At 71.8% G+C, this 20,324-nt stretch carries 19 protein-coding genes; 13 read left to right on the top strand and 6 right to left on the bottom strand.

Annotated features, from left to right (window positions below):
• Positions 1-24 precede the first annotated feature (24 nt).
• Positions 25-1,887, bottom strand: a complete 1,863-nt coding sequence (locus tag HHX35_RS19750) for an AfsR/SARP family transcriptional regulator (RefSeq protein ID WP_182900232.1) — start codon at positions 1,885-1,887, stop codon at positions 25-27.
• Positions 1,888-2,252: 365 nt separating this feature from the next.
• Here HHX35_RS19750 and HHX35_RS19745 point away from each other — a divergent pair, with 365 nt between their 5' ends.
• Genes HHX35_RS19745 through HHX35_RS19730 form a run of 4 tightly spaced genes read left to right on the top strand, consistent with a single transcriptional unit; the run spans position 2,253 to position 5,701 of the window.
• Positions 2,253-3,200, top strand: a complete 948-nt coding sequence (locus HHX35_RS19745) for a ribose-phosphate pyrophosphokinase (RefSeq protein WP_182900231.1) — start codon at positions 2,253-2,255, stop codon at positions 3,198-3,200.
• A gap of 43 nt (positions 3,201-3,243) precedes the next feature.
• Entirely contained in the window at positions 3,244-3,957 is a 714-nt protein-coding gene (locus HHX35_RS19740) for a hypothetical protein (protein WP_182900230.1), read from the top strand.
• A gap of 1 nt (position 3,958) precedes the next feature.
• Positions 3,959-5,083 (top strand): CapA family protein, encoded by a 1,125-nt coding sequence (locus HHX35_RS19735; RefSeq protein ID WP_182900229.1) that lies wholly within the window; start codon positions 3,959-3,961, stop codon positions 5,081-5,083.
• Between the two features lie 12 nt (positions 5,084-5,095).
• Positions 5,096-5,701 (top strand): CBS domain-containing protein, encoded by a 606-nt coding sequence (locus HHX35_RS19730; protein WP_182900228.1) that lies wholly within the window; start codon positions 5,096-5,098, stop codon positions 5,699-5,701.
• Here the strand turns inward: HHX35_RS19730 and HHX35_RS19725 are convergent, their stop codons facing one another.
• Entirely contained in the window at positions 5,702-6,154 is a 453-nt protein-coding gene (locus HHX35_RS19725; RefSeq protein WP_182900227.1) for a MarR family winged helix-turn-helix transcriptional regulator, read from the bottom strand.
• Positions 6,155-6,250: 96 nt separating this feature from the next.
• Between HHX35_RS19725 and HHX35_RS19720 the strand changes: the two genes are divergently transcribed.
• Genes HHX35_RS19720 through HHX35_RS19710 form a run of 3 tightly spaced genes read left to right on the top strand, consistent with a single transcriptional unit; the run spans position 6,251 to position 8,351 of the window.
• Positions 6,251-7,021, top strand: coding sequence for a pirin-like bicupin family protein (locus tag HHX35_RS19720; protein WP_182900226.1), 771 nt, complete (start codon positions 6,251-6,253; stop codon positions 7,019-7,021).
• A 23-nt stretch (positions 7,022-7,044) separates the two neighbouring features.
• The gene (locus tag HHX35_RS19715; protein ID WP_182900225.1) at positions 7,045-7,380 is read left to right on the top strand and encodes a GNAT family N-acetyltransferase; all 336 of its coding nucleotides are present in this window, start codon (positions 7,045-7,047) and stop codon (positions 7,378-7,380) included.
• Positions 7,377-8,351 (top strand): pirin family protein, encoded by a 975-nt coding sequence (locus tag HHX35_RS19710; protein WP_220505633.1) that lies wholly within the window; start codon positions 7,377-7,379, stop codon positions 8,349-8,351. Before HHX35_RS19715 ends, HHX35_RS19710 begins: the two co-directional genes overlap by 4 nt.
• Here the strand turns inward: HHX35_RS19710 and HHX35_RS19705 are convergent.
• Together HHX35_RS19705 and HHX35_RS19700 are read right to left on the bottom strand one after the other, a co-directional pair.
• The gene (locus HHX35_RS19705; RefSeq protein WP_182900224.1) at positions 8,344-9,609 is read right to left on the bottom strand and encodes an RNA-guided endonuclease TnpB family protein; all 1,266 of its coding nucleotides are present in this window, start codon (positions 9,607-9,609) and stop codon (positions 8,344-8,346) included. The genes HHX35_RS19710 and HHX35_RS19705 overlap by 8 nt on opposite strands.
• A 50-nt stretch (positions 9,610-9,659) precedes the next feature.
• Positions 9,660-11,189 carry an MFS transporter gene (locus HHX35_RS19700; protein WP_310739180.1) on the bottom strand — a complete coding sequence of 510 codons (1,530 nt, stop codon included), beginning with the start codon at positions 11,187-11,189 and terminating at the stop codon, positions 9,660-9,662.
• Positions 11,190-11,307: 118 nt separating this feature from the next.
• Here HHX35_RS19700 and HHX35_RS19695 point away from each other — a divergent pair, with 118 nt between their 5' ends.
• Both HHX35_RS19695 and HHX35_RS19690 read left to right on the top strand, forming a co-directional pair.
• Positions 11,308-12,231: an SDR family oxidoreductase gene (locus tag HHX35_RS19695; protein ID WP_182900222.1), complete on the top strand. Its 924-nt coding sequence runs from the start codon at positions 11,308-11,310 to the stop codon at positions 12,229-12,231.
• Position 12,232: 1 nt separating this feature from the next.
• On the top strand, positions 12,233-13,090 hold the full coding sequence (locus tag HHX35_RS19690) for a MaoC/PaaZ C-terminal domain-containing protein (protein WP_182900221.1): 858 nt from the start codon (positions 12,233-12,235) through the stop codon (positions 13,088-13,090).
• A 63-nt stretch (positions 13,091-13,153) separates the two neighbouring features.
• On the opposite strand, the gene HHX35_RS19685 is transcribed toward HHX35_RS19690, so the two are convergent.
• On the bottom strand, positions 13,154-13,852 hold the full coding sequence (locus tag HHX35_RS19685) for a TetR/AcrR family transcriptional regulator (protein ID WP_182900220.1): 699 nt from the start codon (positions 13,850-13,852) through the stop codon (positions 13,154-13,156).
• A gap of 141 nt (positions 13,853-13,993) precedes the next feature.
• Here HHX35_RS19685 and HHX35_RS19680 point away from each other — a divergent pair, with 141 nt between their 5' ends.
• The 4 genes from HHX35_RS19680 (at position 13,994) to HHX35_RS19665 (ending at position 19,452) form a co-directional block, all read left to right on the top strand.
• The gene (locus HHX35_RS19680; protein WP_182900219.1) at positions 13,994-15,163 is read left to right on the top strand and encodes an acyl-CoA dehydrogenase family protein; all 1,170 of its coding nucleotides are present in this window, start codon (positions 13,994-13,996) and stop codon (positions 15,161-15,163) included.
• A 2-nt stretch (positions 15,164-15,165) separates the two neighbouring features.
• On the top strand, positions 15,166-17,292 hold the full coding sequence (locus HHX35_RS19675; RefSeq protein ID WP_182900218.1) for an acetate--CoA ligase family protein: 2,127 nt from the start codon (positions 15,166-15,168) through the stop codon (positions 17,290-17,292).
• Positions 17,293-17,938: 646 nt separating this feature from the next.
• On the top strand, positions 17,939-18,343 hold the full coding sequence (locus HHX35_RS19670; protein ID WP_182900217.1) for a cellulose binding domain-containing protein: 405 nt from the start codon (positions 17,939-17,941) through the stop codon (positions 18,341-18,343).
• Positions 18,344-18,384: 41 nt separating this feature from the next.
• Positions 18,385-19,452, top strand: coding sequence for a hypothetical protein (locus HHX35_RS19665; protein ID WP_182900216.1), 1,068 nt, complete (start codon positions 18,385-18,387; stop codon positions 19,450-19,452).
• A 70-nt stretch (positions 19,453-19,522) separates the two neighbouring features.
• Here the strand turns inward: HHX35_RS19665 and HHX35_RS19660 are convergent, their stop codons facing one another.
• On the bottom strand, positions 19,523-20,149 hold the full coding sequence (locus HHX35_RS19660; RefSeq protein WP_182900215.1) for a Uma2 family endonuclease: 627 nt from the start codon (positions 20,147-20,149) through the stop codon (positions 19,523-19,525).
• Positions 20,150-20,324: the final 175 nt, after the last annotated feature.

Raw genomic sequence — 20,324 nt, 5'->3', positions numbered from 1 at the left:
GGCGCGGACAGGACGGGCAGGCGCCTACCCCAGGTGCCCGCACGTCTCCTTCTCGTGCTGACGCCAGAGCTCGGCCGCGTACGCCCGGAGCAGTCCGGGCAGCACGTACCGGTCGCGCGGATACCGCGTGAGCAGGTGCGAGGCGGTGAGCTGGTCGAGCAGCGGACGGACCCGGTGCACGGGCAGGCCGGCCAGCTCGGCGGCGGCCCGCGCGGTGACGTCGCCCTCCGTGCGGCATCCGAGCCGGCGGAACAGTCCCGCCGCGTGCTCGCCGAGGGACCGATACGACCAGGAGAAGACGGTGCGCAGGTCGGTGGTGGGATCGCCGCCCGTCAGGACGTCCAGGGGCGCCCAGCCCCCCAGCATGTCGGCGGCCAGTCTCGTGAGAGGGCGCACCGGATACGTCTCGGCCTGCGCCGCCACGATGGCCAGCGCCAGCGGCAGCCCGCCACACTGCTCGACGATCTCCTCGGCCGCGTCGTGCTCCGCCTTCACCCTGTCCTCGCCCAGGCGGCTCGCCAGCAGGGAATACGCTTCGGCGGGCGGCAGCGGGCCGAGGGTCAGCTGTCGCGCCCCTTCGGTGACGACCAGTGGCGTCAACTGCGTCCGGCTGGTCACTACGGCCGCGCACTCGGGCGAGCCGGGCAGGAGCGGGCGGACGTGCGCGGCGTCCCTGGCGTTGTCGAGCACCACGAGGATCCGTTTGCCGGCCAGGAGGCTGCGATACAGGCCCGCCCGGGCCTCGACGCCGGCGGGGATGCCGCCCGGCGGCACGGCGAGAGCGTTGAGGAACCCGTACAGGGCGTCCGCCGGGTCCAGGACCGATCCGCTCGGGTCGAACCCCCGGAGGTCGGCGTAGAGCTGGCCGTCGGGGAATCGCCCGGCCACCCGCTGCGCCCAGTGGACGGCCAGTGCCGTCTTCCCCACTCCCGGCGCCCCGGACACCGCCAGGATGGCGGCCGAGCCGGTCTCGGTGCCCTGTTGCCGCTCCAGCACCCGGTCGAGGTGTTCCAGCTCGGCCACGCGGCCGACGATCCTGCCCCCTCTGGGCGGCAGCTGCGCCGGAACGACCGGTCCCGCCTGGCTCACCCCGGCGGAGCCGGGCAGGTCGGGCGCGTCGGCCCCGGGCCGGATCGCCAGGCGGGCGACGGGCGGGTCGAGGGAGGCGTCGTGATTGAGGATCGCCTCCTCCAGCGCCTGCAACGGCCTCCCGGGGGAGACACCCAGCTCCCTTCTGAGCCTGCCCCTGAGCCGGTGCAGGACGGACAGCGCGTCGGCTTGGCGGCCCGTCCGGTACAGCGCGAGTGACAGCTGCCGGTGCAGGTCCTCGTAGAAGGGGTGCTGGCGGGTGAGGTCCTCCAGCTCCGGGATGAGCGCGGCGTGCTCGCCCAAGTCGAGCCGGGCCTCCACGAAGACGGTGAACGCGATCATGCGTACCTGTTCCAGCCGCTCGGCCTGCTCGTCCAGCCAGGGGTGAGCGCTGAGGTCGTCCAGCGGCTGACCGCGCCACAACGAGAGGGCCTCCCTGAGCTTGGCCGCCCGTAATCGGGGGTCGGCCGACCGTCTCGCCTCGTCGATGAGCTGCTCGGCGATCTCCACGTCGGTGGTGACGTCGCCCTGGACCAGGCAGTATCCGGCCGGCCGCGTGACGATCGACTCGCGTACCCCGAAGAGCCGGCGCAGGTAGGAGATGTGGCTCTGCAACGTGTTCACGGCCGTGACGGGTGATCGGCCGCCCCAGACGACGTCGATCAGCCTGTCGTAGCTGACCACCTTTCCCACCCGCAGGGCGAGCGCGGCCAGGGCGGTCTTCCTGCGCAGTCCCGATACGTATCTCGCGGTGTCGCCGAAGACGACGTCGAGCGGCCCGAGAAGCCTGATGGTCACCGGTTGGGCCGGCCCGGTGATCGGTCCCGCCTGCCGGGTCTCCGCCCATGACGCCGCCGTTGCGGGAACCCGATGTGAGTCGTGCTCCGACATCGTCGTCGGAGGGGGAACCTTGAGGAGGGGAGCCGACGTCGCGTGCGCGGTGCCCCCCGAGGGCGGCCGTCTGACGGACGATGGGAGCCCGGCACTTCTCCTCAGTCTGCTGTCCATTCGCCTCACAGTGTCCTCGGCCGGTTGCAAGCGTCTTGATTCCTACTTGGACGGGGGCCGGTGCCGGATCGCCGGGGTTTACCCGCACGGGCCGCGCATGCCTCCGGGCCTGCGGGGGACGGTCACGGAGTGGCCGTTCTGAGGGGGGAGCAGCCATGACGTTGCGGATCGTGGCGGGGACGGCCAACCGCCCGCTCGCCGCCGCCGTCGCGGCCGCGCTGGACCAGGAGCCGTCCGTCCCGGTGGTCGAGCGGTTCCCGGACGGCGAGTCGCGGCCGGTCGTCACCGGTGTCCGGGGCGCGGACGTCTACCTCGTCCAGCCCACCGGGCCGCCCGTCGACGAGCACGTCATGGAGGCGCTGCTGCTCGCCGACGCCTGCCGGCGGGGAGGCGCGGCCCGGCTGACGGCGGTCGTGTCCTACGTGGGGTACGCCCGGCAGGACCGGCGCCGCCGCGAGGGAGAGGCGATCGGGCTGCGGGTGGTGGTGGCCGCGCTCGCCTCGGCCGGGGTCGAGCGACTGATCGCGGTCGACCCGCACACGGCCGCGCTGGAGGCGGTGTGCCCGATGCCGGTGGAGACGCTGACGGCCGTGCCCGCCCTCGCCCGCGCCGCCGGCCGCGGGCTGCCGGAGGAGGCGGTGGTGGTCGCGCCCGACCTCGGCGCGGTCAAACTCGCCCGCCACTACGCCCGCCTGCTGGCACGGCCCGTCGCGCTGGTCCGCAAGACCCGGCTGACCGGGGCGGACGTGCGGGCCGAGCAGGTCTTCGGCGACGTCGCCGGCCGCCCCGCGCTGGTCGTCGACGACATGATCAGCACGGGCGCGACGATCGAGGCGGCCGTCGAGGCCCTGCTCGCACAGGGAGCGGTGCCGCCGTTCGCCGTCGCCGCGACGCACGGCCTGTTCGCCGGGGACGCGTGGGAGCGGCTGCGCCGTGCGGAGATCCGGGGCCTGATCCGGGGCCTGGTCGTCACCGACACCCTGCCGCAGGACGAGGCGGCCCTGCCGTCGCTGGCGGTGTGCCCGGTCGCCCCGCTGCTGGCCGAGGCGATCGGCCGCCTCCACCGGGACGAGGGCATGGACGACCTGCTGTCTGGCGCCTGACACCGCCCGCCGGCGGCGGACGGCCAGGGGGGAGGATGGGAGTGTGACGTCCAGGACGCGCGGCCGTACGGCGGCGGGCAGGGACCTGACCCGCCTGCCGGACCGCGCGTGCCGTCTTATCGAGACCCTGGGCGGGCGGTTCTCCCGCGAGATGGGCATCGACGTCGACCGGGGTGATCGCGAGGTCGAGCGGTGGCTGCTCGCGGCGACGCTGTTCGGCGCCCGGATCTCCGCCGCGATCGCCGTACGGACCTACCGGGCGATGGCCGAGGCGGGGGTGCGCGGGATCTCCGACGTCGAAGGCCGCACGTGGGAGGAACTGGTCGAGATCCTCGACCGCGGCGGCTACGCCCGCTACGACTACCGCACGGCCACCCGGCTGCTCCGCCTCGCCGAGTCGGTGGGCGGCGAGGTGGGCGCGCTGCGCGGGGACGGCCTGGACGAGACCCGCGCCGCGCTCGGCGCGCTGCCCGGCTGGGGCCCGGTGACGGTCGCGCTGTTCCTGCGCGAACTGCGCGGCGTCTGGCCGGGGGTGGACCCGCCGCCGGACGACCGGGCATTGGAAGCCGGGCGGCACGCCGGGCTGTTCGGCGCGGGACACCACCCCCTCGATCGGCTGCGGGAGATCGCCGGCGAGGCGGGGCTGGACGTGCGCGACCTCGAAGCCGCCCTCGTCCGCCTGTGGCTGGCCCACCACAAGGACTTCCCCCGCTGTCCGGGCGGCGCCCGCTGTGCGGTACTCACCGAGGAGGGGTGAGATGCGATCTGCGGCGGGCGACCCGGTGACGCTGTTCCTGTGCGGCGACGTCATGCTGGGCCGGGGCGTCGACCAGATTCTCCCGCATCCCGGCGATCCCGCGCTTGAGGAGTCGTGCGTCCGGGACGCCCGCGCGTACGTCGAGCTGGCGGAGGAGGCGAACGGCCCGATCCCGCGGCCGGTGGGCTACTCCTGGCCATGGGGCGACGCCCTGGAGGTGCTGGACGAGGCCGCCCCCGACGTACGCGTGCTGAACCTGGAGACGAGCGTCACCCGCAGCCCCGACTTCGCGCCGGGCAAGGAAGTGCACTACCGGATGAACCCGGCCAATCTCCCCGCCCTGGCCGTGGCCCGGCCCGACGTGTGCGTGCTGGCCAACAACCACGTGCTCGACTTCGGCGTACGCGGGCTGACCGAGACGCTGGACGCGCTGGCGGGGGCGGGACTCGACCAGGCGGGCGCGGGACGGGACGAGGACGAGGCGCGGCGGCCCGCGGTCGTGGCGCTCCCCGGCGGCGGGCGGGTCCTGGTGTTCGCGGTCGGGATGCCGTCCAGCGGCGTCCCCGGCGGATGGGCGGCGGCCCGCGACCGGCCCGGGGTGGCCTTCCTGCCCGGGCCGTCCCCCGACGCCGCGGCGGAGACGGTCCACCGCGTCCGGCAGGCGAAGCGGCCGGGGGACATCGCGGTCGTCTCCCTCCATTGGGGTTTCAACTGGGGCTACGAGGTCGAGGACGACCAGGTCGAGTTCGCGCACGCGCTGGTCGAGGGCGGCGTCGATCTCGTCCACGGCCACTCCTCCCACCATCCCCGCCCGGCCGAGGTGTACCGGGACCGGCTGATCCTCTACGGCTGCGGGGACTTCATCGACGACTACGAGGGCATCACCGGTTACGAGGAGTACCGCGACGACCTGCGGCTGCTGTACTTCGCGACGGCCGAGGCGGCGTCGGGGCGGCTGCTGGAGCTGCGGATGGCGCCGATGCGGGCCGTACGGATGCGGCTGCGGCACGCCTGCGGCGGCGACCGCGAGTGGCTGCGGGCGACGCTCGACCGGATCGGCCGGGAGTTCGGCGCACGGGTCGCACCGGCGCCCGGCGGCACGCTCGCCCTCGCACCGGCCGCGTAGGAGGTGGTCACGATGCTGGTCCGCGAGATCATGACGACGCCGGTGGTGACGGTCCGGCGCACGGTGACGATCAAGCAGGCCGTCCGCCTGCTGTACGAGCAGGACATCACGGCCGCGCCGGTGGTGGACGAGGCCGGACGGGTGATCGGCATCGTCAGCGAGATGGATCTGCTGCGCGGTGAGTTCGGGGCCAACCCCCGGGCCTTCCTGCGCCCCGAAGCCCTGCCCACCGGCAGGCCGCCCGCGCTCGTCGAGGAGGTCATGACGCCGCGCGTCGCCACCGTCGGGGACGGCGCCGACACCATGGACCTGGTCGAACTGATGATCACGACGGGGGTGAAGAGCGTCCCCGTCCTGTGCGACGACGAGCTCGTGGGGATCGTCAGCCGCCGCGACCTGATGGGCCTGCTGGCCCAGGGGGACGAGCGGATCCGCGACGACGTGCTCGCGGCGCTGCGCGACTGCGCCGACACGTCGTCCTTCGGCGCGGCCGTGCGGGACGGCGTCGTCGAACTGTACGGCCCCGGCGACGAGCGGTCGGCCCGCATCGCCGGGCTGGTCGCCAGGACCGTCCCCGGAGTGGCCGACGTCGTCTTCCCCGAGGGACTGGTCAGCTAGCTAGTCGAGGCGGCCGAGCACGTCCGCGGCGAGTCGTTCGAGCGCGGTGACCTGTTCGCGGGTGAGGCCGTCGAAGAACAGGCGGCGCACGGTCTCCACGTGTCCGGGGGCCGCGGCGGTGATGGCCCGGCGGCCCTCGTCCGTGATCACGACGTACGCGCCGCGGCCGTCGTCCGCGCACTCCTCCCGCCTGACGAGCCCCCGGCGCTGCATCCGGGTCAGGTGGTGGGACAGCCGGCTCTGCTCCCACTGGAGGTCGCGCTGCAGCTCGTACGGCCGCAGCCGCCCTTCCTCCCGGTCGGTGAGATGCACGAGGACCTCGTAGTCCGCCAGGGACAGACCCGAGTCCGCCTGCAGCTGCCGGTTGAGCCGGGCCGTCAGGCGGCCCTGCATGCGCAGGTAGGACCGCCAGGCGCGCTGCTCGTCCGGGTCGAGCCACCGAGGGCTGTTCATGGTCCCCAGGCTAGCCGGAATCAATGACTCGTCATGTATGTTGAGGGGCACCAGTAGATGACGCATCATCTACATGGCGACGAGGAAAGGGCACTCATGACCACGACCAGGCTGACCCCTCGTGTGGACATCCACCGGGCGGCCGAGCGTTCCGCCACCCGCATCTCCTGGCTGGATTCCAAGCACTCGTTCTCGTTCGGCGGCCACTACGACCCCGACAACACCCACCACGGCCTGCTGCTGGTCAACAACGACGACGTCGTCCACCCCGGCACCGGCTTCGAGACCCACCCGCACCGCGACATGGAGATCGTCACCTGGGTGCTCCAGGGCTCGCTGGTCCACCAGGACTCCGAGGGCCACTCCGGCGTGATCTATCCGGGCCTGGCCCAGCGCATGAGCGCCGGCACCGGCATCCTGCACTCGGAGAAGAACGACTCCTGGCGGCTGACCGGCGGCGACACCCACGACAAGCCGGTGCACTTCGTCCAGATGTGGGTGGTCCCCGACGAGCCCGGCATCACCCCCGGCTACGAGCAGCTGGAGATCGAGAACGAGCTGCTGGCCGGCGGCCTGGTGCCGGTCGCCAGCGGCATGGACAAGCACGCCGGCGAGGCGGCCATCCGCATCAAGAACCGGTACGCCGCGCTGTACGCCGCCCGTCTCCAGCCGGGCCAGAGCGTGGAGCTGCCGGAGGCGCCGTTCCTGCACCTGTTCGTACCCCGGGGGACCGTCACCCTGGAGGGTGCGGGCACTCTGGAGACCGGCGACGCCGTACGGTTCACCGCCACCGGCGGGCAGAAGGTCACCGCGACGGAGCCCGCCGAGATCCTCGTGTGGGAGATGCACGCGACGATCGCCGCCTGACGACAATCCTGGAAGGAATCCCGATGCAGCAGTCAGAACCGCAGGTCGCCGACAACCCGGAGGCGAGCCGCTTCGAGATCAGCGTGGACGGCGCGCTCGCCGGCTTCGCCGACTATCGGCGAAACGGGCCGAGGATCTCCTTCACCCACACCGAGATCGACCCGGCCTTCGAGGGCCGGGGCCTCGGGTCGACGCTGGTCCGGGCGGCGCTCGACGCCGCCCGGGACGCCGGGCTGTCGGTCCTGCCGTTCTGCCCGTTCGTGAGGCGGTACATCGAGCGGCACCCTGACTACCTCGACCTGGTGCCCGCCGATCAGCGGGCCAGGTTCTCCCTCGACGGCGGGGAGGGATCAGAGTGAGCCCCGGGGAGCCCGCGCTGTACGGCTGCACGGTCGCGGCCGAGGCGGAGCCGGAGAGCGTGCTCCTGCCCGGCCACGACGTGCCGCTCGGCCGCTACACGACCGTGCGCCGGCTGCTCCCGCAGCGCCCGCGCCGGATGGTCGGCGCATGGTGCTTCGTCGACCACTTCGGGCCCGACGACGTGAGCGGCCGGCCGGGCATGCAGGTGCCGCCGCATCCGCACACCGGTCTGCAGACGGTCACCTGGCTCGCCGAGGGCGAGATCCTGCACCGCGACAGCCTCGGCAACGTCCAGGCGATCGTGCCCGGGCAGCTCAACCTGATGACGGCCGCCCACGGGATCGCCCATTCCGAGCAGTCGCCGCCGGAGCACCCGCCGGGCATGCACGGGCTGCAGCTGTGGGTCGCGCTGCCGGAGGAGGCACGGCACGGCGAGGCGCGGTTCGAGCACCATGACGCGCTGCCCGTGCTGCGCGACGGGGACGTCACGGTGACGGTCGTGGTGGGCGAGGCCGGGCCGCTGCGCTCGCCCGCCCTCGTGCACACCCCCCTGCTCGGGGCCGAGGTGCTGTTCGCGGGGCCGCCTGGACAGCACCGGCGGCACAGACTGCCGGTGGACCCGGCCTTCGAGACGGCGGTGCTGGTCATGTCGGGCACGGCCGACGTGGCCGGGGTCGCGCTGGCGCCGGGCTCGCTGCTCTATCTCGGGCAGGGCCGTACGGCGGTGCCGATGGAGACGGCCGGTCCGGCCCGGCTGTTCGTGCTGGGCGGCACGCCGTTCGAGGAGCCCCTGGTGATGTGGTGGAACTTCGTCGGCCGTTCGCACGAGGAGATCGCGCGGGCGCGCGACGACTGGATGCGGGGCGGCCGCTTCGGCGTCGTCCCGGGCGGGCAGAACCCGCTTCCCGCGCCCGAGATGCCGACCGTGCGGCTGAAGGCCCGCGACCGCCACGGCCGCGTCCTCAGCTGACGGACGAGCCCGCCCGCCTTCTGGTGAAGCAGTTGGCTTCCTCCCCCGCCTGAGGGCGGGGGATTCCCGCCCTCGCGGGCTGGGCTTCCTGTTTCACCGCCGACCGCCGAAGGGAGGACCCTTGCGGACTCACGTCAGCTCCACAGGCGGACACCGCTCGACCAGCGGCCAGGATGTTCTTGGCGGCGTTGACGTCCCGGTCGTGCCGGGTGCCGCATCCCGGGCACGTCCAGTGCCGGGTGGAAAGCGACAGCGTGGTGAGCAGGTGCCCGCACGCGCTGCACGTCTTCGAGCTGGGATACCAGCGGTCGATCACGACCAGGCGCCGCCCGGCACGCGCGGTCTTGTACTCCAGTTGGCGGCGGAACTCGCCCCACCCGGCATCGGAGATCGCCCGTGCCAGGGAGCGGTTGCGGATCATGCCTTTGACGTTGAGGTCTTCGATCACGATCAGGTCGTGGTCGCGGACCAGCCGGGTGGAGGTGCGGTGCAGGAAGTCGGCGCGGGCGTCCCGCACCTTGGTGTGGGCGCGGGCGACCTTCGCCCTGGCCTTGGCCCGGTTGTTGCTGCCGCGCTGTTTGCGGGCCATCCTGCGCTGGTAGCGGGCCAGGTTGCGGGCCTTGCGCTCCAGGTGGCGGGGGTTGCGGATCTTCTTCCCGGTGGACAGGACGGCGAAGTCGCTCACGCCGAGGTCGATCCCGGCGTGGCTGCCGGTGGCGGGCGCTGGCTCGGGTTCGGTCGCGTTTTCGGTCTCCACGGCAAAGGAGGCGTACCAGCGGCCGTCGGGGTCGCGGGAGACGGTCACCGTGGTCGGGCTGATCGTGGTGGGGTCACGTTCGGGCCAGGACCACACGAACTCCAGCGGTGCGTCCATCTTCGCCAGGTACAGCCGGCCGTCCCGCCAGCGGAACGCCGAGCGGGTGTAGGTCGCGGACTGGCGGCCGTGGCGGGACTTGAACCGCGGGTATTTGGCGCGTCCGGCAAAGAAGTTCGCAAAGGCGGTGTGCTGATGGCGCAGCGCCTGCTGTAGGGGGACGCTGGAGACCTCGTACAGGAAGTCGTGGCCGCCGTCGCGTTTCAGCTCGGTCAGATACCGGTCGGTCTGGGCGTAGGAGGTCTTCACGCCCTCAGCACGGTAGCGGGCCTGCCGCCAGGCAAGGACCGTGTTCCAGACCAGGCGTACGCAGCCGAACGTGCGGTTCAGCACCGCTGCTTGCTCGGGGGCGGGATAGACCCGCACCTTGTACGCCGTACGCACGTCCGCATTTTGCCATCCACTTCCCTGATCGGAGCGCGAAAACGAGACAGTCATGAGCGCTTCGCACTCTGGCTTGTCCCGGCTTCGCCGGGCCACCCCTTGGGAGGCCCGGATTCCTCCCGACCCTGAAAGGCCAGCCTTCCTCTGGAGAATCCGGTGAGCACGGCAAGCGCGGAGACGGCGGTCATGCAGGCCAGCGCCCAGCGGTAGCCGGTCACGAGCTGCTCGACCGCCGTGGTCGAGACGTGGGACAGCGTTCCCGCGAAGACGGCGTCGTGCAGCCCGGCCGGCAGCGGCACCGTGATGATCGACAGGACCAGCGCGGTGCCGACCACCACCCCGGTGTTCTGCAGCATCAGGCGCATGGCGTTGACGATCCCCAGCCGGTGCGACGGCACCCCGTCCAGGATCGCGGTGGTGTTGGAGGGCAGGAACATGCCCGAGCCGACGCCGATGAGCACGAGGGCGGCGGTGAGCGCCGCCAACGACACGTCGGGGGAGATCAGCCACAGCAGCACGGCCAGGCCCGCCGTCGTCAGCGAGGTCGCGGCGACGGCCACCGTGCGCGGGCCGAGGCGGCGCAGCAGGAAGCCCGACGCGACCGACGCCGCCATCGCCGCGATCGAGAGCGGCAGCACCTTCACCGCCGCGCTCACCGGGTCCTCCCCGCGGACGGCCTGGAAGAACAGCGACACGAGGAGCACCACCCCGACCCGGGCGGTCGAGTTGAGGAACGACGCCAGCGTCCCGAGGGCGAACGTGAGATCGCGGAACATCCGGATGTCCACCACCGGATGACGGGCCCGCAGCTCCCGCACGACGAACAGCGGCAGCGTCACCGCGAACACGACGAGCCCGGACACCACCATCGGATGTCCCCAGCCGAGCCTGGTCACCTCCGACAGCGCGAGCAGCAGGCCGCCGAGACAGGCGAGCACGAGGGCGTTGCCGGACAGGTCGAGCCCCCGGTCGCGGCCCTGCGGCGGTCCGGGGCGGAGGGCCACCGCGCCCCAGACCAGGCACGCGATGCCGAGGGGCACGTTGTACCAGAACACCCAGCGCCAGCCCAGGTGCTCCGTGAACAGGCCGCCGAGCGAAGGGCCGGCGAGCTGGGCGATGGAGAACGACGCGGTGTAGACGCCCATCCCCTCGCCGAGCCGCGACTTGGGGAAGGCGGCGGTCACCAGGGCGGCGCTGTTGGTCAGCAGCATGGCCCCGCCCGCCGCCTGCACCACCCGCAGCGCCACGATGACCCACGCGTCCGGCGCGAGCCCGGCCAGCAGGCTGGCGACGGTGTAGGTGGCCAGGCCGCCGAGATACATCGCCCGCCGCCCGAACAGGTCGGCGAGCCGGCCGAACACGACCATGAGCACGGTCGTCGTGAGCTGGAAGGCGAGCAGGATCCAGCTCGCGGCGTCCGCGCTCGCGTGCGTCTGCCGTACGACCTGGGGGAGCGCCACGTTGAGCGCGCTGCCGCCGAGCGCGGTCAGGACGCTGGCCATGCTCACGACCGACAGCGTCCGCCAGGCGTGGCGCAGCCGCTCCCGCTCGCCGGGGTCCGCCGCGATGGTCCGCGGCACGGCCGTCATCGTACGGCGAGCTGGATCATGACCGGCTCCTCCCTACCGAATTCTAGATTCCATTACTAGAATCACGTTCATACGCGGTCGGGTCAAGGTCGAGTCAAGGGAGCTGGGCATGGGCGGAATCGTGGAAGGCCGTGTCGTGATCGTCACCGGTGCCGCGCGGGGCATCGGGCGGGGACACGCGCTGGAGTTCGCGCGCCAGGGCGCCAAGGTCGTCGTCAACGACCTGGGCGCCGAGGTCGACGGCACCGGGTCGTCCACCGGCGCCGCGGGCGAAGTGGTCGAGGAGATCAGGGCCATGGGCGGCGAGGCCGTGGTCGACGGCGCGGACGTCTCCGACTTCGACGGCGCGCACCGCATGATCAGGAGGGCCGTGGAGACCTTCGGCGACCTGCACGTCCTGGTCAACAACGCGGGCATCCTGCGCGACCGGATGCTCGTCAACATGACCGCCGACGAGTGGGACGCGGTCATCCGGGTGCACCTGCGCGGGACCTTCGCCCCGCTCCGGCACGCCGCCGCCTACTGGAGGTCCAGGGCCAAGGCCGGGGAGCCGGTGGACGCCCGGGTGATCAACACCACGTCGTCGTCCGGCATCTACGGCAACGCCGGCCAGGGCAACTACGGCGCGGCCAAGGCGGGAATCGCGTCGCTGACGATCATCGCGGCCAAGGAGCTGGCGCGTTACGGCGTGACGGTCAACGCGGTCGCCCCCGCCGCGCTCACCCGCATGACCGAGAACCTCATCCCGGGCGGGAGGCGGCCCGCCGAGGGCGGTTTCGACCCGGCGGCGCCGGACAACATCGCGCCGCTGGTGGTGTGGCTGGCGAGCGCGCAGTCGCGGGGGATCACGGGCCGGGTCTTCAACGTGCGCGGCGGGCACATCAGCGTCGCCGAGGGCTGGCACGCCGGGCCGGGGGTGGACAAGGACGCCCGGTGGGATCCGGCAGAGCTGGGCGAGGTGATCCCCGCCCTGGTGGACAAGGCCGCACCCAACGCCCTCACCAGCGGGCGCATCCCGGACGGGGAGGACTGACATGCCGCTCGACCACAGTCTGATCGGGGTGGAGAGCGCGCCGCACGAGCGGTCGTGGACGTCCGCCGACACCCTGCTGTACGCGCTGGGCGTCGGGGCGGGCACCGAGGAGCTCGCCTTCACCACGGAGAACTCGGCGGGGATCCGGCAGCGGGTGCTGCCGACCTTCGCGGTCCTGGCCGCCCAGGCGCCGACCGGGCGGCGGCTCGGCGACTTCGACCCCGCCATGCTCGTGCACGCCGAGCAGGCCTTCGAGCTGCACGGCGAGCTGCCGGCCGCCGGTCGCGTACGGACGACCTCGACGGTGACCGGCATCTACGACAAGGGCTCGGGGGCGCTGGTGACGACGGAGGCCAGGGCGGCCGACGCCGAAAGCGGCGAGTTGCTGATCACGAGCCGCAGCTCGGTGTTCATCCGGGGCGAGGGCGGCTTCGGCGGCGAGCGTGGCCCCCGCGACGAGTGGGCCGAGCCCGGCAGGCCACCGGACCACACGGTGACGTACGAGACCCGCCCGGACCAGGCGCTGCTGTACCGCCTGTCCGGGGACCGCAACCCGCTGCACTCCGACCCCGTCTTCGCCGCCCGCGCCGGCTTCCCCCGGCCGATCCTGCACGGGTTGTGCACGTACGGGATCACCGGGCGGGCGCTGCTGCACGCGGTGGCGGGGTCCGACCCGGCCCGCTTCGCGGCCATGTCGGGACGGTTCAGCAAACCGGTCTTCCCGGGAGAGCCGCTGACCGTGTCCGTCTGGGTGTCCACCGGGGCGTCCGACGACGGCGTGACCGCCCTGTTCCGTACGGCGAAGGAGGACGGCACCGTCGTGATCGACCGGGGCAGGGCCGCCTTCCGCCCCGCCTGAGGTGGAGGAGCGTCGCCGGGGTCGGCTCGCCGGGGTGAGCACGTCGAAATCAGCACGTCGAAATCAGCTCGGCGCGGCCCCGGCGTCGTCCACCGCACCTGTGGCGTCGGTGGTGGCGCCGGCGGTGGCGTCGGTGGTGTCGTCGTGGGTGGCCAGGGGGTCGCCGAAGCGGCGGATGAGCGCGATCGCCGCCTCGACGACCTCCTCGGCCTCCTCCTCGGTCTCGCTCGTCGCGACCTCGCGTCCGGCCTCGCCGATCACGCTGGTGAGGACCGAGACCGTGAGGCGGTCGGTCGGCGTGTTCGCCGCGCCGAGCAGGACGGCGTTCTGCCGGACCCACTCCCGCCCGCGGGTGCGCCGCATCAGCTCGAACCCCGGCGGGCCGTCGCCGTCCATGAACAGCCGCGCCAGGTCGCGCCGCTGCCAGGACCCTTCGAGGAACGCCCTGGCCCCGGCGATGAACAGCTCGACGGGGTCCTGCACGCCCGCCTGCTTCGCCGCGGCGACGCTGGACGCGGCGGCCTCCTCATGGGCGGCCTGGTGCTCCTCCCACAGCGCGAGGAACAGCTCGGTCTTGCCGCCGAAGTGGTGGTAGAGGCTGCCCACGCTGGAGCCCGCGCGCTCGACGACGTCCGCGACGTTGGCGTCGGCGAAGCCGTGCTCGGAGAAGACCTCGCGGGCGGCCTGAAGCATGCTCTTACGCGTCTGGGCGGTGCGGCTCCACTCCCACGAGCCGCTCCTGCCGCCGGGCTTGCGTGCCATCTGGGCTCCTTGTCGACAGGGACGACGCCATCGTAGCCGGTCGAATTCTAGAAAGTGATTCCAGACCTCTTGACACCCCTCCGGTGGGGAACCAGGCTGGAGCCGATTCCTAGAGAGCAATTCTAGAAAAGAGTCGCGTCGATGGACTTCTCCCTGAGCCCAGAGGAACTGCAGATCCGTGACACCATCCGCGCGTTCGTGGAGCGGGAGATCATGCCGCTGGAACCCGAGGTGCTGCGCAGCGAGCGCACCGGCGGCCCGGGGCTCGATCCCGAGGTCCTCCGCGACCTGCGGCTCAAGGCGAAGAAGATGGGCTTCTGGGGCATCAACACCCCCGAGGAGTACGGCGGAGCCGCCCTGGGCCCGGTCATGTCCGCGATCATCGCCATGGAGATGGGACGGACGTTCGTTCCGTTCAGCTTCGGCGGGTCGGCCGACAACATCCTCTACGCCGGCACCGAGGAGCAGAAGCGGCGCTACCTGATCCCCACCATCGAGGGCGAGCGCCGTTCCTGCTTCGCCATCACCGAGCCGGGCGCGGGCTCGGACGCCCGCAACATCCGTACGCGTGCCGTCAAGGACGGCGGAGACTGGATCGTCAACGGCGAGAAGACCTTCATCACCGGCGGCAACGAGGCCGACTTCGTGATGGTGTTCGCCGTGACCGACCCCGACAAGGGTGCGAACGGCGGCGTCACCTGCTTCCTGGCCGACCGCGACATGGGCTGGAAGTCCGAGCCGATCCCGACGATGGGGCAGTGGGGCCCGGCCTCGCTGGTGTTCGAGGACGTCAGGGTGCCGGAGGAGAACATCCTCGGCGAGCTCGGCAGGGGCTTCGACCTGGCGATGCAGTGGATCGGCCAGGGCCGCTACATGATCCCCGCGCGGGCGGTCGGCTCGGCCGAGCGCATGCTCCAGATGGCGATCGACTACGCCAAGATCCGCATGTCGATGGGCAAGCCGATCGCCGAATACCAGGCGATCCAGTGGATGATCGCCGACTCGCAGGTGGAGATCGAGGCGGCCAAGTGGCTCACCCTCCACGCCGCCTGGCGCGTGCAGCAGGGCATGGACGCCCGGCACGCCTCCTCGATCGCCAAGCTGAACGGCGCGGTCATGGCCAACCAGGTCGTCGACCGCGTGCTACAGATCCACGGGGGCATGGGCTACACCAAGGAACTGCCCATCGAGCGGTGGTATCGCGAGCTGCGCCTGTTGCGGATCTTCGAGGGCACCGACGAGATCCAGCGCCGGACGATCGCCCGCAACCTGCTCAGGGGCCACGCCCGCCTCGGCACGATCGGGGAGTGAGGATGCCGGTAGGAGAGCTGTTCAACCCCCGGTCGATCGCCCTGGTCGGGGCGACGGACAAGTCCGGCTGGTCGATCAGCACGCTGACCAACCTCCGTACGCACGGCTTCCGCGGACCCGTGCACCTGGTCAACCCGCGCGGCGGCGTGGTGCACGGCGAGCAGGCCCACCGCAGCCTGTCCGACATCCCCGGCCAGGGCGACCTCGCGTACGTGATGGTGCCGACGACCGCCGTGCTGCCCGTGCTGCGCGAGGGGGCCAAGCTCGGCATCCGTCACTACGTGATCCTCACCGCGGGCTTCGGCGAGACCGGCCCGGAGGGCGCCGCCCTGGAGGCGGAGATCGTCGACTTCGCCCGCGAGAACGCCCTCACCGTGCTCGGCCCCAACGGCAACGGTTTCATCAACGCCGCCGCGGACGTCACGCCGTACGGCCTGCCGATCCCGTCCCCGCTGCTGCGCGGGTCGGTCGGCGTGGTGCTCCAGAGCGGCGCGCTGGCCAGCTCGGTGCTCGGCTTCGCGCAGGCCCGCAACGTCGGGATCAGCCTGCTCACCTCGATGGGCAACGAGTCGCTCGTCACCGTCACCGACGTGATCGACTACCTGGTGGACGACCCGGCGACCAAGGCCATCGCGCTGTTCCTCGAGTCGGTCCGCGACCCGGCCGCCTTCTCCCGGGCGGCGCGCCGGGCGCTGCTCGCGGGCAAGCCGATCGTCGCGCTCAAGATCGGGCGCAGCCGGCTCGCCTCGCGCACCGCCCAGGCCCACACCGGCGCGCTCGTCGGCGACGACAACGTGATCGACGCGGCGTTCCGGCAGCTCGGGGTCGTGCGGGTGCGGTCGCTTGAGGACCTCATCATCACCGCAGGGCTGCTGGCCGAGGTGGGGCCGTTGCCGGGCCCGCGGATCGGCGTCGTCACGCCGTCGGGCGGCGCGTCGGAGATCATCGCCGATCGGGCCGAGGACGAGGGGCTGGAGCTGCCGGCGTTCGCCCCGGAGACCGTCGCCCGGCTGCGGGAGATCGTGCCCGCCTTCGGGACCGTGCAGAACCCGCTCGACGTCACCGGCTACGTGCTCATCGACCGTACGCTGCTCGGCCGCGCGCTGGAGGCCGTCACCGCCGACCCCGGCGTGGACGCGGTCATGTTGCTGTCGGACCTCCCGCGCGTCGCCCCGCCCGACCCCGCGCCCGTGTACGCCATGTTCTCGGCGAGCGCCAAGCGCATGGCCGACGCCCCGATGCCGGTCGTCGTCGTGAGCAACGTGCTGACCGACGTCACCGAGTTCGGCCGCGACGTCCAGCGGGAGGCCGGGTTCCCGTACGTCGCGGGTGGCATCGAGCACGGCATGCACGCCATCGGCGCCGCGGTCCGGTGGTCCCGGGCGTATCGCGCGGCCGTCGAGGCGGCGAACGGAGCCGTCCCGGCCGGGGCGGCGGTCAGCGCCCCGGCGGTCGAGGCGGGGACCGGCATGTGGGCCGAGCACCGCGCCGCCGCCCTGCTGTCGTCCGCCGGGATCCCGGTCGTGCCCGGCGAGCTGGTGTACGACGAGGAGTCGGCGGTGGCGGCGGCGGTCGGGTTCGGCTACCCGGTCGTCCTCAAGGCCGCCGCCGAAGGGCTGGGGCACAAGAGTGACATCGGCGGGGTCCGGCTGGGCCTGTCCGACGCGCGGGACGTCGAGCGGGCCTACCGCGAGGTCGTGGCCGCCGCCGCGGCGGTGCCCGGCGCCGGCCGGGTGGGCGCGCTCGTCCAGCCGCAGCGCGGCGGCGGCGTGGAGCTGCTGGCCGGCGTCGTACGGGACCCGGCGTGGGGGCTCACCCTGGCCGTCGGCCTGGGCGGGATCTGGGTGGAGGCGCTGCGCGACACGGCGCTGCGCGTCCTGCCGGTGGACGCGGCCGAGGTGCGGCGGGCGCTGGACGAGCTGCGCGGCACCGCGCTGCTGCGGGGCGCACGCGGCACCGAGCCCGCCGACCTCGACGCCGTCGCCGAGGTCGTGGCCCGCGTCGCCGCCTTCGCCGAGAGCCTCGGCGACGACCTGGAGTCGCTGGAGATCAACCCCCTGCTCGTCCGCGGCTCCCATGTGGAGGCGCTCGACGCCCTCATCACCTGGCGCGACCGAGCCGGCCGCTGAGCCTGCCGCTGGCCCTGCCGCCTGTGCGCACCCGTGAAGCGCGCCGGTCCCCCGGCGCGCTTCACAAGCGCGTCAACAGCTCTCGGCAGCCGGCGCAGAAGCCGACATCGAAGACGGTGCCGGAGACGTGCCGGTCGGTCGCGGCCGGGTGCCCGGGAGCCGGAGGCAGGGGAGCCGGGTGCGCGGGATGTGGATCGCCGCGGGCGTCGTCCTCCTCCTCCTGACCGCCGCAGGCGTGCTCGCCCTGGTCGTCTGGCCGCGCGCGGCGACGACATCCGCGTCCGTCTGGAGACCTTCAGGCCGGCCGACGGCAGCGCGAGCCGCGCCCGTCGCCGCGCAGGGACGGACGACGAACATATTCGGGCATAATCTGGCGCGTCTGAAAAGCGTAATTCGCGACGCCGATCAGGGCCGCTCCGCCGACCTCGATAAAGTAATCGGTATGTGGCCGAGGGTGAAACTCCCAGCTCGGCTCGCATGAAGTGGCGAACGTGGGCGCGACAGGGACGAGTAATCGCGAAATATGCGCCGAGAATTGTTTGACAGCACATGCCGGGTGGCTCACGATCACGTTGAAATCGGTTTCATCGAACGCCGCTCCGTAGGAGGATCCATGCGTTTTCCGCAGGCTTCATCGGGGATCGGTATGGCCGGGATTCTCCTGGCCGCGCTGTTCGCGACTCCCGCCCAGGCGGCGGCGCCCGCCGACGCGCCGGCCGGGTACGCCTGTGCCGTGACCTACGCCAGCCTGGGATGGTCGACCGGTTTCTACGCCAACGTGACGATCGCAAACACCGGGACCCGGGCCTTCAGCCCCTGGATCCTGCAGTTCGTCTTCCCCGGCAGCCAGACCCTCGCCACCGGCTGGAACGCGACGTTCTCCGCGACCCCGCCGAGCGTCCAGGCCGCCAATCCGACGTGGCAGAAGAGTATCGATCCCGGCGCGAGTTTCACGGTCGGTTTCAACGCCAACGGGGCCGACGAGCACCCCACCGGCTTCACGCTGAACGGCGTCCCCTGTGCCGTGACCTTCACGCCGATCGAGTATTGACGATCGGCACGCTTCCACATTGACGGCGGATGGATGAGGAAATGCACCGGACCCGGAAGTTCATCCTTCGGCTCTTCATCGCTCTCATGGTGACGGCGGGGCTCGTCCCGGCGGCCACGGGCGCTCGGGCGGCCGTTCCGAACATGTGGGGGTTCGCCTACGTCGACGCGCTCGCGGGGCCTCCACCGGCCGCCCATCAGGGCCTCTCGCCTTCGGGCGTCATCACGAGCGTCCTGATTCCGCCCCGGGTCGATGTCGCGTTCCCCACGATCACGCTCATGGACGGAGTGGTGCACGTCACGGCCGTCTCGCCCAACCCCGAGTGGTGCCAGGTGGCCAAGTGGGGTCCCGGCGGTCCGGGGCTGTTGGTGCAGGTGCGGTGTTACAAGTACGGCGGCGCCCCGGTGATCGTGCCGTTCACCATCGTCTACGAGCAGAGCAGCGGCACTCTCCCCCCGCCGGAGGCCGTCGCCCACCTCTACTACGACGGCGCGACGGTGGTCTCCTCGTACAACTCGACCGCGGGAGTGAACAGCGTCGCCGCGGGGCCCGTGGGGGTCTGGACGGTCACCCTGCCTGGGCTGCCCACGACACCGACCGGGAATCTCCAGGTGACGGCCGTCGACCCGGCGCAGCCCGCGCGGTGCAAGGTCGGCAACTGGACTCCGAGCGCTGCCGGGCAGGTGGTCGAGGTGCGCTGCTTCGACGCCACCAGCAAGCCTCTCAAGACCGGCTGGACCCTGAGCTACACCCGGCAGCGGGCCATCACCGGGGGAGCGAAGCCGCCGAAGTACTTCGCGTACACGATGGACGAGTCCCCGACCACGCCCGGGCCTTACCCGCCGTCGTCCGCCTGGAGCTACAACCCCGTCATCATGCCGAATACGGTGCAGGATGCCCTTCCGTTCCGTTCCGTGACATTCCCCGGCGTGGGGGTGCTCCCCGACGACGTCCAGGTAACGGCTTTTGGTCCCGGCCCCGAATACTGCCAGCTCGGAGGCCTCTGGTCGGTCAGTTCCGTGAACGCCTACGTCAACAAGGTGATCTGTTTCAACGGGCTCGCGTTCACGAAGCAGCGCACCTTCGTCACCTACACGTCGGCGATCTGACCGGAACGGCGCCGGCCTCGGTGCCAGCGTTGTGGACTCGATCGTCGGGAACGGGATCACTGAGTTGTGCTCAGAACTCCAGGTCCGTCCAGTCGATGGTGATGGAGATCGGGCTGTTTACGACGGGAGCCTCTCCGGGCTCGTCCTTCATGAGAGTGCCGATGTGCTTGTAAAGCATCGCCGCTCGGTCCAGCCGATAGCGTTCGATGGCCGACATGCCGGTGCGGTCGAGCCGGACGATCCAGTAGTCCGGGATGCCGGCCTTGGCATACTCCCCGAGCTTGTCGGTCGTGTCCTGGGTCTCCGATCCCGGAGACACGATCTCCACGACGAGCAGCGCGTGCTCGGCACGAAGGCGCTCACCCTGCTCGCGGTCCAGGCAGCGGTAGAGCGCGACATCGGGCCTGCGGTTGAGCAACGGCGGATCCCTCAGACGTAGATCCACGTCGTTGTTCACCGTGAGGCACTCATGCCCCTTGCTCATCGCGGCACGGGCATGCCGCTCCAGCAGGTTGGCCAGTCTCCTGCCGGCGGTCTGGTGATCAGGCGTGGGAGCCGCGCAGTAGACCACGTAGCCGTCGACGATCTCGATGGCTTTCGCGATCTCCTCGGGAAGCGCGTCGTATTCCTCCGCGGTGACGCGTGCAGGCTGAGGACGGATGCTGAGAAGCCAACTGTCATCCGGCAGAGCTGTCATCCAGCGTCTCCTCGCCACCGTCCACTCGACGAGCCAAGCCTACGGTCTGTGTTGCGGAAGTGCTGGTATGGGCCGGGTGACCCGGGGCTGAGCACCGGTCAGCCTCTCGCCGCTCCGGCAGAGGGACATCGCGTGTGTGTGCGACCCTCGACCCTCGCCACTTCAGTCCATATCG

Source organism: Microbispora sp. H10830, from assembly GCF_014161375.1.
GTDB lineage: Bacteria > Actinomycetota > Actinomycetes > Streptosporangiales > Streptosporangiaceae > Microbispora > Microbispora catharanthi.
This window is presented reverse-complemented; position numbering and strand designations above follow the sequence as displayed.

Excerpts from the sequence above, each read along its gene's own strand:
- HHX35_RS19745 (WP_182900231.1), top strand. The coding sequence starts at position 2,253 with ATGACGTTGCGGATCGTGGCGGGGACGGCCAACCGCCCGCTCGCCGCC.
- HHX35_RS19695 (WP_182900222.1), top strand. The coding sequence starts at position 11,308 with ATGGGCGGAATCGTGGAAGGCCGTGTCGTGATCGTCACCGGTGCCGCG.
- HHX35_RS19690 (WP_182900221.1), top strand. The coding sequence starts at position 12,233 with ATGCCGCTCGACCACAGTCTGATCGGGGTGGAGAGCGCGCCGCACGAG.
- HHX35_RS19685 (WP_182900220.1), bottom strand. The coding sequence starts at position 13,852 with ATGGCACGCAAGCCCGGCGGCAGGAGCGGCTCGTGGGAGTGGAGCCGC.
- HHX35_RS19680 (WP_182900219.1), top strand. The coding sequence starts at position 13,994 with ATGGACTTCTCCCTGAGCCCAGAGGAACTGCAGATCCGTGACACCATC.
- HHX35_RS19715 (WP_182900225.1), top strand. The coding sequence starts at position 7,045 with ATGCAGCAGTCAGAACCGCAGGTCGCCGACAACCCGGAGGCGAGCCGC.
- HHX35_RS19665 (WP_182900216.1), top strand. The coding sequence starts at position 18,385 with ATGCACCGGACCCGGAAGTTCATCCTTCGGCTCTTCATCGCTCTCATG.
- HHX35_RS19725 (WP_182900227.1), bottom strand. The coding sequence starts at position 6,154 with ATGAACAGCCCTCGGTGGCTCGACCCGGACGAGCAGCGCGCCTGGCGG.
- HHX35_RS19730 (WP_182900228.1), top strand. The coding sequence starts at position 5,096 with ATGCTGGTCCGCGAGATCATGACGACGCCGGTGGTGACGGTCCGGCGC.
- HHX35_RS19735 (WP_182900229.1), top strand. The coding sequence starts at position 3,959 with ATGCGATCTGCGGCGGGCGACCCGGTGACGCTGTTCCTGTGCGGCGAC.
- HHX35_RS19720 (WP_182900226.1), top strand. The coding sequence starts at position 6,251 with ATGACCACGACCAGGCTGACCCCTCGTGTGGACATCCACCGGGCGGCC.
- HHX35_RS19670 (WP_182900217.1), top strand. The coding sequence starts at position 17,939 with ATGGCCGGGATTCTCCTGGCCGCGCTGTTCGCGACTCCCGCCCAGGCG.
- HHX35_RS19660 (WP_182900215.1), bottom strand. The coding sequence starts at position 20,149 with ATGACAGCTCTGCCGGATGACAGTTGGCTTCTCAGCATCCGTCCTCAG.
- HHX35_RS19675 (WP_182900218.1), top strand. The coding sequence starts at position 15,166 with ATGCCGGTAGGAGAGCTGTTCAACCCCCGGTCGATCGCCCTGGTCGGG.